The organism is Methanobrevibacter sp. (genome assembly GCF_045220775.1).
GTDB lineage: Archaea > Methanobacteriota > Methanobacteria > Methanobacteriales > Methanobacteriaceae > Methanocatella.
Window position 1 is genome coordinate 1 of record NZ_JBGUWC010000110.1, and the last position, 12,734, is coordinate 12,734.

Below are 12,734 nucleotides of genomic sequence, written 5' to 3' on the forward strand. Positions count from 1 at the left end.
AATATGAACAATGGTGATGGTTGAAATGAGCATTCGTTTGTATTCCTTTAGTGGTGTTTAGGAAGAGAATGTTCATTTGTTTTTAAAAGACTTTTTTTATGATTATTAATTTAAGGTGAAATTATGAGCGAACTTAAAGAATTGATTGAAAGATTTATTGAATTGGACGAAGATTTGGAAGAGAAAATCGAAAAGGCCTTAGAGACTTCAGACGATTTGGATGAAAAGTTCGAAGAGGAAAACGAAGCTCAAATCGATGAGATGAACGAAATCTATCATGAAATAGAACACATGGTCTTCAACGAGGAATTCATTTTTGTCTCCAATGCGGAAAGCGAAGAGAAAGAAGTCGTCGCTTTAATCATCAGCGATGATGACGAAGATGCTGAAGAATTCGTCATTCCTGTTTATACCGATGAGGAGGAAGCAAAAATAGCTATCGAAGAGTTCAAGGAACAGTTTGGCAATAATGAATTTATTTTGGATAAAAAAACCGGCAGTGAAATCGTAGCTGATCATTCAGATGACGAGGATTTCATTGGCCTTGCAATCAATGCACCTCAATGGGACTTTGTAATATCAAGCGAAGACGTTCACGACTGCTGTGAGTAGACATGGATCCTAAAGACTACGAAGATTATCAGAAAAACAATGTCAAGGCTTCCAAAAGCCAATTGAAAGAATACATTCAGATATATGCGGATATGGCAAAAAAGCTCAAAAGCGAAAATGCCATCGAGCTTGAAGCCGTAAAGGACAACATCAGAAAAACATATCCTACTGAAATATATTTTACTTTGGTTGATGAAGCCAAAAGGCCTGTAAAGCTAACATTGACCGAGTCAAGCAGGGAATATATCATACCTGTCTTTACTGACATCAGGGAATATGCCGTCGGCAGCGCCAAAATCTCCAAACTATTTTTAGACAAGCTTGAAATGAAGGTGCTCACACCCGATGACATTTCAAAAATGGCCGATGAAGATGAGCATTTCCAGGGCTTTGTAATCAATCCCCACTCACAGAACTTCAACATGAGCAGGGACGGTGACTTTTAGATGAGATTCATTTGCCCTGCAATCGGTGAGGACCACGAAAGGGACTTTCTTGTAACAGGTAGCCTTGAAGACTTTAAAATCATTGCATTTTCCAGTATGGATGAATATGAAAAGGGTTTTGAATATCTGGAACTGGCTGCTGACTATGAACCCTGTGAAGTATCAATTGAACTGTTCAGAGAGCTTGCAAAAAACGATGATGAATTTTCAGGCATTATTTTAGATATACATTCTAAAAATAAGGTTATTTCAAAAAAAGAGTTGCAAGAAGAATTATTCTTCTAATTCTTCTTCTGTTTCGTCTTCTTCTACAATATCATCCTTATAATATCTATATCTATAAGACATCTTGAATCCGGAAACCGCTTCGCGTTTAGGTCTTCTTTTACGTCTTATGTTAGGCCCGTTCATATCCTTGAAATTATCCTGATGGGGCTTTACCAGGTTTCTGTTTTCACGATAGTATGTAGAATTCCTATGACGAGTATGTGGCGCTTTATAAATATTCTTTCTAAGCAAACGTCTGCTAGTTGTTACGCGTCTTATCACAAAAATCACTTATTTTCTGTTTTTATTTTTCTTAGCAGATTTGTCTAATGTATATTGAATTTCATCAATTCTTTCAACTACAACTTTAATAGCTTGTTCACCTTGACGGGTAGGATTGATACCTTGTTCCACAAGTAAAGCATCCCTGATATCCCTTAATCTGTCAATTGAATCAATTTTCATTATTGTACTATAAAACATGAGATTTCCTCCAAAGTATAGTATAAATTATAATTCACCTAATAAAAATATTTTTTGTAGGAAAAATAATTGCCGATTTAATTAAATACTTTGAAATAATATTAATTATTATGTTTACAACTCAAAAGGTAATATATCTGGCAGGAGGGTGCTTTTGGGGTGTTGAAGCATTCGTTTCAAGATTGAAAGGAGTCAATCAGACTGAAGTGGGCTATGCCAACGGCCGGGACCTTGCGCCAACTTATGAAAAGGTCTGCACCGGCAAAACCGGCCATGCAGAGACTGTAAAAGTCACATATAATCCTGAAATCATCACCCTCGAAGAGATACTGGAAAATTTCTTTAAGATCATTGACCCATATGCTTTAAACAGGCAAGGCAATGATATAGGGACACAATACAGAACAGGAATCTACTGGCAGGAAAATGAACAGAAGGAAACCGTTTTAAGATTTTTGAAAGAAAAACAAAAAGCCTCATCAAAAAGGATTGTTGTTGAAGCTTATCCCATAAGCTCATTTTATACAGCAGAGATGTATCACCAAAAGTACCTGGAGAAAAACCCGCAGGGCTATTGCCATATCGATTTAGATTTGATAGATGATAAAGAATTCAGCCACCTGACCAAAGAGGAGTTCGAAATAACACAGCTCGCAATGACGGAAGCACCATATAGCGGCAAATATGATAACTTTTTTGAAGATGGTGTGTATGTGGATGTCGTAAATGGCGAGGTTTTGTTTTCTTCCGAAGACAAGTTCGACTCAGGATGCGGCTGGCCGGCATTTTCAAAGCCAATATCTGATGATGTAATTACACAAAACAGGGACTTTTCACATGGAACGACCAGAATTGAAGTGAGAAGCGCAAAGGCAAATTCACACTTGGGACACCTTTTCCATGACGGGCCCGGCGGCTCCAGAAGGTACTGCATCAACTCCGCAGCATTGAAATTCATTCCAAAAGATGAGATTGAAGAATATTTAAGCAATGAAAAAGATAAGTAGATACAATGAAAATCGAAGAAATCAAACATCCAGAGCTGAAGAATCATATCAACATGATTTACATGCATGGCGTAAATGAAAACCAAGAAGCCATCGACAGAACAGAAGCTGAAATCAAAGAATATATCAAAGATAAGGAATTTATCATCTCTGTAGAAGATTCAAAACCCGTCAAAATCCCATACGCAAATGACGGCGAATATTTGGTGCCCATTTTTACCGATGAGGCGGAATACATTAACGGAATGCAATACTTCTCACTAAATGTGATGGATGAAAACAAGGATTATATCATTGAAAAATTGGATTACTTTAAAAAATTAAAAGAAGATCCTAATTTCTTAGGATACATCGTAAATATCGCTCGCGTGAGCTATATAATTAACATCAGTCTTTTATGAATTTGTCTTGAATATCTTCTACGATTTCGACAAATCTTTTTGAAACGACATCATCTGGATCAAGCACTGAAATGGTTGCTTCCTTATTCGGTGCATTGGAAACTTTTTCTTCTATAGGCAAATCGCCTAAATATTCAATTTCCATCTCTTCAGCAAACAACTCACCATTGCCTTCACCGAAAATGTGTAGCTTTTCATCACAATGAGGGCAAATGTAATATGCCATGTTTTCAATAAGACCGATATTGTGAATATTCATCAGTTCAACCATCTTGACGCATTTCAAAACGTCTTCCTGGGATACTACATTAGGTGTAGTTACCATGATTACCGCATCAGCATCAGGAATGGTCTGCAATACTGTTAACGGTTCATCTCCGGTTCCAGGCGGATTGTCAATGATTAGATAATCAAGTTCTCCCCAATGAGCGTCAGAAATCAACTGTCTGATAGCTCCAGTCTTTTGAGGACCTCTCCAAATGATAGGCCTGTCAATGCTGTCAATCAAAAATGCCATTGACATTACCTTCAAACCGCTTGGCAATACAACTGGAAACATTGAGTGCCTGTATTCCTCTTGCTTTGCCTTGATGAATTCTGCTTGCTCTTCATCACTTTCAAATGTCTCTTTGGCCATTGCATTTTCAGTGATTTCCTTAAAGGTTTCAAATTGGTATTGGTTAAACTCTTCTTCACGTATATCAATTCCCAACATTTTTGGAATGTTTGGTCCATGAATATCTGCATCCAAAATACCGGTTTTGTAGCCTAACTTCTGCAATGTTTCAGCAATGTTTGCCGCTACGGTGGATTTTCCAACTCCTCCTTTTCCACTCATGACGATTAGCTTATGCTTGATTTGACCTAAATTCTTAGCTAATCTCAATTCCTGTTCAATCATTTGTTTTTGCTGTTCTGGAGTCATTTGACCCCCATGACCATGATGACCGTGTCCATGTTCTGCCATTTTGATTCATCTCCCCAATTTTTTTAATTGAATTTTTTACTTACCTCTTCCACGGCAAGGATTAACGGATCTGTTACCATTGATACCGGCGGCGCATAAGCGAATTCCATATTGCTCAAATCAAAGCAGGTCAATCCTTCTGTAATGGCCAATGTCATTGTATCAATTCTTTCAGCCACTCTTTCTTCCGCTATGATTTGGCAACCGATAATGGTTCCGTTTCCATCACAGATAACTTTAATGTCCATTGGTTTTGCATTAGGATAATATCGGGCTCTTGTAAGTGCCTGTACCTTTTGTACAACCGGCCTGATTTGATTCTGCATTGCAAAACCTGTAGTATACCCGACAGCACCAAATTCCAGTTTGCCCACTTTGGATACCATTGAATTCAAGACAGGATTGAATTTGGATTTTTTGCCGCAGATTGTACGGGCTAATGTTTTGGATTGCCTTACAGCAGTTGTTCCCAAGTGGGAAATGGTGTTTGAACCTAAAATCAGGTCTCTTGATTCGACACAGTCCCCGACTGCATAGATATCATCTACTGAAGTTTCCATCCTGTCATTAACGATAATGGCCCATCTGCCGGTATTGCATCCTGCCATCTTGGCAAGCTCAAGTTCAGGCCTTACGCCTGTCGCCATGATAACCATGTCAGCATCATATACTTCTTCATCACCGAAGCATGCCCTTTCAACTTTGCCATCACCAATCAATCTTGTAATCGGTTTGCCCAGGACAACCTTGATTCCTTCCATTTCCAGATATTTTACTAAGATATCAGACATGTCCTTGTCAAGTGATCTGGGAACAATTTGTGGCATCATTTCACTTAAAATTACATCCAATCCTTGATTTTTAAGTGCAAAAGCTATTTCAATGCCGATTAGACCGGCACCAGTTACGATAGCGCTTTTTGCATCTTTCATAGCTTCCTGAACCTTGATACCGTCAGCAATATTTCTTATCTTGAATACGCCGTCCAAATCTACCCCCTGCATTGGCGGCACAAATGGATTGCCTCCTGTTGCAAGAACTAACTTATCATAATCCATGACGGTTTCTTTACCTTCTCTTTCATAGGTAACTGTCTTTTTATCTGAATCCACTGCAGTTACTTCCACTTCAGTGATTACTTCAATGTTCTTGTTCTTATAATCTTCAGGAGTTCTCATTACAATGTCGTCAAAAGTTTCAATTACTCCTGCCAATACATAAGGAATGGCGCATGGAGAGTATGCCACTTTATTATCCCTAGTGAGAACTGTAATTTCAATATCATTATCGAGTTTACGAATGTTTGAAGCTGTTGATATTCCACCAGCCCCTCCGCCTACTATTACTACTTTCATTATAACATTTCCATTTTGATTTATACAATATCAATATATATCAAAAAGAATATAAAAAGATTAAGGTTAAAAAATGAGAGAAATTGAATTTAATTTAGAAGAAAATCCTTTTATCAATATTTTATCTTCCAGATACTCAATGTCTGCAAGAGTTAACGTTGAAAAATTATGGAATTACTGCAAGGAAAATGATAAATCCTTTTTTGTGATGAGCTTGGGCTGTATGATGAATGCGGTCAATTCCATTCCACAGCTTAAAAGAAGAATAATAGACGGCAAGGCAATAGAATTTGACTATCTTGAGGGAACCTGCCCAATTATGGATGAAGGAAATGAAATCTACAAAGAGATGAGAGTCCAAACACCACAAAACTTTGATGATATAATCCAATGGCACGATTACGTTAAAAATCTTTCAAAAAGCATATTGGATGGCGACAGCGAAAGTTTCAAACTGGACATGTTTAAAAGAGACTTTGAAAACATTGCAAATTTTTCATGCATCCCCTGGGTTGATTTCGATTCAATAACAACAGCCATAGTCACAAACAACCAAATCCAGCCATTGATAACATGGGGACGTGTTAACAAAAACTACGAAATGAGCGTATCAATTACAGTGAACCATATCTTCGTCAATGGTCGTGAATTAGGGTATTTCTATGAGAACCTGCAAAAGGAATTCGACAAGACTATTGCTGAGTGAACTTTCTCAAATCAAGCTTCCAATTCTTATAAGCCAAATCCTTATTTGTTTCTCTCCACTCCAAACCTTCCTTTTCGACATTTTTCTTTAAAGTCTGAAGGCTGTGAGACTTTAATTCTGATCCCCTATAAAACCAATAATCACCTTTCCTGTAGACATTCAAAAATCCGGTGTAGTTTGCTTCATCCTCTTTAAGTGAGGTTTCGGCAAGGTCCTTATCCAGAATTCCCCATTTCAACCCATGCATGCGAACAAGAAATTCCAGATCTTTCAAATTATCTGCAGTATGCGATTTTTCACCGAACTCATATTTCCAAGTCAAATCGTCCATTTGGTATACATTGACAAATCCTGAAAACTTCATTTTAACAACCCTATTTTTTAAACTTTCCTAATATCTTTTCACCTAATATGCGTGTATTTACAATGCCGTCAACGATGACTTTTCATGTGATGGGACAAGTCGCCACCTACCAACTACTCTTCATCTATATTAATGTGTTTTACTATCTCTTCCCCAACATCGGTCAACCTATACAGCCTTCCACGTTTTGCTTCTTCATTAATACATTCAGCAACGCCGGATTCTTTAAGCTCACGCAATACCTTTGATATGTGATTTTTCTTGATTCCTGAATCTTTTGAAAGTTTAATTGGGGTTTTCACATCATCTTCCATTGCTTTTACAACCTTTGATCTGTAAGATGATATGCTTACATATGCATATTTTTTCAATGTTTCATCATCCATGATAATAGTCTCCTATAAGTAATATAACAATAATTTGTTAACAATATAATATAAACTTGATTGTATAAAATCATTATGATTATCACTATTCCTACATAATTATTCCAACTCATTTCACAACCGCATCATCCAACAAAATTGCTTATCGTTTAACGCAGTTTACAATCAATTAAAAAATAGAAGTCCAACATCAATGCCATTTAATTTAATGATTATCATAAATTCTTTAATGGACCGTATAAAAAGAATTATTTATTTTATTATAGATAGATTTCCCATCAAATTTTCACATAAATTTAGAAAAAATGAAAAATAAATAAAAAAAGTAAATTGTAATTTACTGTTTAACCATGTAAAAAAAGACTTAGGAGAATTGAAATTAAAAAAACATGGTTAAACAGCTGTCATAATTATCTAAACATCCTATCTAGTCTTGTTGAGTTTTCATTTGGCCTGCCGCCTAACATTTCTTGCCTAATTTGAGCTTTCTTTTTAACATCAACATTATTTTTGGCATTTTTTGCTTTAATTTTTGAATCGCGAGCTTGGATTTCCCTTAAATCATTTTTAAAAGATTCATCCGCCAAATGATTGTTTACAACAATCCATTTAAAACCTTTAGATTCAACTTTATTTTTCAGTCCTTCCAAAGTTCGCTCAGTAATAGCAACATTCTGACTAGGTGATTTGTAAACCCATGTTGGAGCACTTTTACTAATGTCCTTAAAGACTCCTAAAATACCATAGTCCTGCCTCATAACTTCTTCGGCTTCATTATTTTTAAACACAACGTTAGGATTTCTTTTAACGTGCTTATCTGTAATTTTGAAAGGTTCAAACGGACTTTTTCCAATACTTTTAGTTTTTTGGAATCTAATTCCATTAGAAAGATTATTTGGTTTTTTAACAACTTTCTTTTCACTTTTAAGGGAACTTGCAGGCATGAAAATATCCTTTGAATCTAAAACCGGATGAGTTTTTACAGCTTCTTTCCTATTCTTTGACATCCAGAAAAATCCATTATGTTTAACTTCTTTTTCCAGCTCTTCTAAAGTAGAAGCCCTTAAAACCAATTGATGGCCGTTTTTGGAATTGACAAAAATGAAATCCTGAGGGTGTTTAAAAACAAAGTAAAAATCTGTTTTAAACTCACCCATAAGACTTCCATCAACTTTACAACCGCATTCATTGCAGTATTCAACAAAACCGTTTAACTCTTTTGAACAATTTGGACAAATCATAACACGACCTCTTTTCTGAATTTTTTTAAGCTTTCAAGCAAATCATAATCAAATATATACCAAACTCTATTTTCAGCTAAAACCAATTCTTTCAACTCAACTAATGAATCAGCTTCAATAACATATCCAAATTCTCTATAATAATATCTATTATTCTCTAATTGAACTCTAAAAATGCCTGTGTTATTTTCCAGGTAATTGACTTTAAGTTCTAATGTCAAAACTTCCTCTAAAAAATATAAGACATCTTTTAGCTCAATATCCTTAACATATGATAAATCTAAAATACCATAATCAATGTCTCTAATAGTATCTGCGCATATAAACTCAATAATCTCTTGACTGAATCTAGTAAAATTTAGCTCCATTTAAACCTCAAAAAGATATTAGATGAGACTTATTCATCTAAAACAATCATTTCCTCCATAATAGAAATTATATGTTGATTAAGCGGGTTGTCTAATGACGTATATTGCCTATTTGCCTTATCAGATCCAAACTCAACAAAGTAAGGAGTCTGGCCGCATCCCCCTTCAACAGTCATTCCAAATGTTATACAAGAACCTTTGATTTTAATACCAAAGTCTGCAAACTCAAATACTAAAATCCTATCAATTTCACTAGTTCTGAATGTCTCTTGATTCTCACCATATTCAAGCTCGAATACGGCTTCACCGTCATTGGCAAATGATCCGCCGGCAAAGACCAGTCTAACATAGATTCCATCTTTTGAAGCTTTTCTTTCTAGAAATTCAAAAAATTCGTCATTCAATTCATCGAACGTGTATTTTTCATCCGCCATGCCCACATAGGTCGGCATCTTATTTGCAGATGTGAGTTCATCCACATGAAAATGAAAGTCATCATTTCCAGCTACAGAGTTTTCAACAGTTTTTCTTACATTTATATTGGCTTTTCTTGTAATTTGCATATTTTATACTCCAAAATGGCGATAGTTAATAAATTTATAAGCTTTAAGTAGCTGTTTAAGAGATTAAAGGAGGTAGGTGAAATAAATGATATGATTGAACAGAACGAACTAACAATTAACTAATTTAAACAGCTACTTGTCAATTTGAAAAATGATGAAAAGTTGCTAGTCAACGGGGTGAAAAACTATAATCAAGTTTGATAGTGTTGACTAGGCAACCATATGAACTTAAAAGAACACTACACTCCATGAGTAGTGAATTTGTACAATTTGTGGCATTTTTTATCAACTCCCTTAACAGTCAATAAAATTCGTATAGAGTCAAATTACAATCCTTAAGTAACGGTGTGGTTTATGTCAAAATATAAGGTACAATACTAAATTTGATTTACATTATATATAAATATTTCGTTTATATGGCAATATTGCAGTAAATGTAATTTTCAGATGTTTAAAAGTTTCACAATCTGATTGATGAAAAATAAAAAAATACTTTTGATTAATATATGCGTAAAAAATTGATCTTAAAAAAAAAAATAAAAAAAGGTGGTTAACTAGTTTTTAAACTAGTTAACTAATATTTTGAATTATTCTTTCCTGTTTCTAGACCTAACACTTGCGAAAATGGCAAACAATGCAATTACAAGATATGCAATTGGGTTACCGGTTTCATGTAAAACTGGTGTATGATTGTCAACTGGAGGCTCATTAGGAAGAACCTCAACTGTAGCATTGTCGTAGTTGTTATCCGGATTGGTATCGTTTTCATCGCAGGTTACATATACTTCATTAGTAATGTTGCCCGCTTTGGTAACGTTACATATAATTTCCAGAGTAACACTTTCGCCTTTTGCCAAATCACCAATTGTCCATTTGCCTGTTGAAACGTCATATGTTCCTTTTGTTGCCTTATAATCAATGAATTTGCATGCGGATGGCAATACATCGAATGCAACTACATTATGCGCAACACATGGGCCATAATTGATTACAGTAATATACCAGTGAGCTACATCGCCTTCATGATATGTGGCTTTGTCAGCATATTTGACAACAGCCAAATCAACAGCAGCAATACCCTTAGTTGTGTTATTTGCTTTGTTGTTGGTTTTATTAGAGTCATGAGTTGATGTTGTCACTTCAACCGGATTTGTAATGTTTCCAACAGATAGGACCTCAGTTACAATCTTGAGAGTTGCGGTTGATCCGCTTTCAAGAGTTCCGATAGTCCAAACTTGTGTTTTTGCATCATATTTACCTTTAGTGCCGATTGCCTTGATGAATTTCAATGAGCCAGGAATGTTTTCAAATACTTTGACATTTTTAGCTGCGCTAGGACCGTGGTTGATTACACGTATGGTCCAAGTGAGTTCTTCACCGACATATGCTTTCTCAGCACTTACAAGTTTTACGATTTCTAAGTCACATACAGGTTTAACATTAGTTGTGTTATTCGCCTTATTGTTTGTTCTGTTTGAATCAGGAGTAGTACTATTTACTGTTACCACGTTTGTAATGTTGCCTTCTTCAATTGCTTGAGTAATCAATACTAAAGATACAGAACTGTCTTTTTCAAGATTTCCAATAGACCAAATTCCGTCATTATAGTTGCCTACAGATGGATCTGCGTTAAGCAATTTAAGACCGCTAGGTAAATTGTCACTTACAACAACATCATATGCAACGCCAGGACCGTTGTTTACAACAACAATAGTCCATTCGACTAAATCTGTAATGTTAACACTGGATGCGTTAACCAATTTGATGATTTCCAAATCGCAAACCGGTTTTACTTCAGTTGTATTGTTTGCAATGTTATTGGTTGTGTTCTTATCTGGAGTTGTGGTATTAGCTACTGCAATGTTTGTAATATTACCTTCCTCAAGAGCCTGAGTAATCAATACTAAAGATACAGGTGTATCTTTTTCAAGATCTCCAATAGTCCAAATTCCTTTTTCATAACTACCAACATATGTGGTTGAATTAACTAATACAAGACCGTTAGGTATGATATCAGTTACAACAACATCTTTTGCTACACTAGGACCGTTGTTTACAACAACAATAGTCCATTCAACGAATTCATTAAGATAAACAACAGAAGAATTAACAAATTTACTTATTGCCAAATCACAAATTGGATTTGCAAGAGTTGTGTTGTTTGCTTCATTATTAGTCTTATTCGGCTCATAAGTAGTAGTGTTGACAGAAACTACATTTGTAATATTTCCTTCAATTAAGATTTGAGTAACCAAAACAAGGGAAACCGGCTCGTTTGCTTTCAACTCGCCAATCTTCCAAATCCTAGTCTCTTCATCGAAGCTGCCTGCACTTGGACTTGCACTTAAAATTAAAACACCTTCAGGTAAGGCGTCTTTAACCTTAACATCCAAAGCAGTTGAAGGACCCACATTAATAACGTTAATAGTCCATTCAACATTGTCTCCAACATCGATAGATGAAGCATTAACAGTTTTATTAATGATTAAATCACAAATAGGGTCTGCAACAGTAGTATTATTTGCCTCATTGTTAGAAGTGTTGGTTTCATTAGTAGTTGTATTAACTACAGCAATATTTGTAATTGAACCTTCTGTTAAGATTTTAGTAACTAAAATAAGGTAAACAGGAGTATTTTGGTCCAAGTTTCCTATTTTCCAAATTCTAGTTTCTTTATCAAAGGTGCCTGCACTTGGATTTGCGGATAGTATTTCGATGCCTTCAGGTAAGGTATCTTTTACTACAACATCCATTGCAGTGCTTGGTCCATAGTTAATTACAGTGATATTCCATGAAACACATTCGTTAACATAAATATTTGAAGCGTTAACAACTTTACTGATTGCTAAATCACAAATTGGATTTACATAAGTTGTATTGTTTGCTTTATTGTTATCATAATCGCTTTCATTGGTTGTAGTGTTAACAGTTACGAAATTGTCTATTTGTCCTTCTTTTTGAACTTGAGTGACTAATACGATATAAATTGTTTCATTGGATTGTAGCTCTCCAATGTTCCAAATCAAATCATAGCCATCGCGTTCATAATCTTTTGAAGAACTAATTACGACAAGACCGTCTGGTAAAGTATCTTTTACAATTACATTTTCAGCAGCAGAAGGACCGTTATTTTTAATAACTATTCTCCATTCTACCAAGTCATTTACATATACATTTGAAGCGTTTACTAATTTTTTGATTTCTAAATCACAAACTTTAACGATTTGAGTGTTATTGATTACGAATTTGCCGTTGCCAAGATCTGTAATGTTAATAGAGTAATTATCGACAGGTTCTTCTTTAACAGTATAGTTAATGTCAGTGCCGTTTTTTCTGAGTGGCAAGTCACTGAAAGTGAAATTCCATCCAGTGGCATTTGATAAAACTGTTCTGTTAATTTCTGTACCGTTAGCCAATAATATAACAGTTACATTAGCAGGTCTAAATCCGTCTTTGTTATCATTGTCGTTCCAAACTTTAGTAACATTAACCACAGTCACATCAGGAACGTGAGTGTTAATGATAGTCCAGTTGTAGAGTGTACTGTTAGTAACTTCTGATTTATAAC

The 12,734-nt window shown here is 35.3% G+C and carries 16 protein-coding genes; 6 read left to right on the forward strand and 10 right to left on the reverse strand.

The window, feature by feature from the left end; all coding sequences use genetic code 11:
- Positions 1-123 precede the first annotated feature (123 nt).
- Genes ACJROP_RS07275 through ACJROP_RS07285 form a run of 3 tightly spaced genes read left to right on the forward strand, consistent with a single transcriptional unit; the run spans position 124 to position 1,343 of the window.
- Positions 124-612, forward strand: coding sequence for a hypothetical protein (locus tag ACJROP_RS07275; RefSeq protein WP_406534810.1), 489 nt, complete (start codon positions 124-126; stop codon positions 610-612).
- 2 nt (positions 613-614) lie between these two features.
- Positions 615-1,058: a hypothetical protein gene (locus ACJROP_RS07280; protein ID WP_406534811.1), complete on the forward strand. Its 444-nt coding sequence runs from the start codon at positions 615-617 to the stop codon at positions 1,056-1,058.
- Positions 1,059-1,343 (forward strand): hypothetical protein, encoded by a 285-nt coding sequence (locus tag ACJROP_RS07285; RefSeq protein ID WP_406534812.1) that lies wholly within the window; start codon positions 1,059-1,061, stop codon positions 1,341-1,343.
- Here ACJROP_RS07285 and ACJROP_RS07290 read toward each other — a convergent pair.
- Together ACJROP_RS07290 and ACJROP_RS07295 are read right to left on the reverse strand one after the other, a co-directional pair.
- The gene (locus ACJROP_RS07290; protein ID WP_406534813.1) at positions 1,332-1,607 is read right to left on the reverse strand and encodes a hypothetical protein; all 276 of its coding nucleotides are present in this window, start codon (positions 1,605-1,607) and stop codon (positions 1,332-1,334) included. The two genes, ACJROP_RS07285 and ACJROP_RS07290, sit on opposite strands and share 12 nt — an antisense overlap.
- A gap of 9 nt (positions 1,608-1,616) precedes the next feature.
- A complete protein-coding gene (locus tag ACJROP_RS07295; protein WP_406534814.1) occupies positions 1,617-1,808 on the reverse strand; it encodes a hypothetical protein in 192 nt (63 codons plus the stop codon).
- A gap of 110 nt (positions 1,809-1,918) precedes the next feature.
- On the opposite strand from ACJROP_RS07295, the gene msrA reads away from it, so the two are divergent.
- On the forward strand, positions 1,919-2,815 hold the full coding sequence (gene msrA / locus ACJROP_RS07300) for a peptide-methionine (S)-S-oxide reductase MsrA (RefSeq protein WP_406534815.1): 897 nt from the start codon (positions 1,919-1,921) through the stop codon (positions 2,813-2,815).
- A gap of 5 nt (positions 2,816-2,820) precedes the next feature.
- Positions 2,821-3,216 (forward strand): hypothetical protein, encoded by a 396-nt coding sequence (locus ACJROP_RS07305; protein WP_406534816.1) that lies wholly within the window; start codon positions 2,821-2,823, stop codon positions 3,214-3,216.
- Here the strand turns inward: ACJROP_RS07305 and ACJROP_RS07310 are convergent.
- Both ACJROP_RS07310 and ACJROP_RS07315 read right to left on the reverse strand, forming a co-directional pair.
- Complete coding sequence (locus ACJROP_RS07310) at positions 3,203-4,183, reverse strand: Mrp/NBP35 family ATP-binding protein (protein ID WP_406534817.1); 981 nt, start codon at positions 4,181-4,183, stop codon at positions 3,203-3,205. The genes ACJROP_RS07305 and ACJROP_RS07310 overlap by 14 nt on opposite strands.
- 23 nt (positions 4,184-4,206) lie before the next feature.
- Positions 4,207-5,538, reverse strand: a complete 1,332-nt coding sequence (locus tag ACJROP_RS07315; protein WP_406534818.1) for an FAD-dependent oxidoreductase — start codon at positions 5,536-5,538, stop codon at positions 4,207-4,209.
- Positions 5,539-5,611: 73 nt separating this feature from the next.
- Between ACJROP_RS07315 and ACJROP_RS07320 the strand changes: the two genes are divergently transcribed.
- Entirely contained in the window at positions 5,612-6,244 is a 633-nt protein-coding gene (locus ACJROP_RS07320; RefSeq protein WP_406534819.1) for a CatA-like O-acetyltransferase, read from the forward strand.
- Here the strand turns inward: ACJROP_RS07320 and ACJROP_RS07325 are convergent.
- The 6 genes from ACJROP_RS07325 to ACJROP_RS07350 all read right to left on the reverse strand — a co-directional run.
- Positions 6,231-6,608 (reverse strand): hypothetical protein, encoded by a 378-nt coding sequence (locus ACJROP_RS07325; RefSeq protein WP_406534820.1) that lies wholly within the window; start codon positions 6,606-6,608, stop codon positions 6,231-6,233. The two genes, ACJROP_RS07320 and ACJROP_RS07325, sit on opposite strands and share 14 nt — an antisense overlap.
- 113 nt (positions 6,609-6,721) lie before the next feature.
- Positions 6,722-6,994, reverse strand: a complete 273-nt coding sequence (locus ACJROP_RS07330; protein ID WP_406534821.1) for a transcriptional regulator — start codon at positions 6,992-6,994, stop codon at positions 6,722-6,724.
- 410 nt (positions 6,995-7,404) lie between these two features.
- The gene (locus tag ACJROP_RS07335) at positions 7,405-8,235 is read right to left on the reverse strand and encodes a hypothetical protein (RefSeq protein ID WP_406534822.1); all 831 of its coding nucleotides are present in this window, start codon (positions 8,233-8,235) and stop codon (positions 7,405-7,407) included.
- Positions 8,232-8,603, reverse strand: coding sequence for a hypothetical protein (locus tag ACJROP_RS07340; RefSeq protein WP_406534823.1), 372 nt, complete (start codon positions 8,601-8,603; stop codon positions 8,232-8,234). Before ACJROP_RS07340 ends, ACJROP_RS07335 begins: the two co-directional genes overlap by 4 nt.
- Before the next feature lie 29 nt (positions 8,604-8,632).
- Positions 8,633-9,166 carry a hypothetical protein gene (locus ACJROP_RS07345; RefSeq protein WP_406534824.1) on the reverse strand — a complete coding sequence of 178 codons (534 nt, stop codon included), beginning with the start codon at positions 9,164-9,166 and terminating at the stop codon, positions 8,633-8,635.
- Positions 9,167-9,753: 587 nt separating this feature from the next.
- On the reverse strand, positions 9,754-12,734 hold a 2,981-nt coding region (locus tag ACJROP_RS07350; RefSeq protein WP_406534825.1), incomplete at its 5' end, for a Cna B-type domain-containing protein.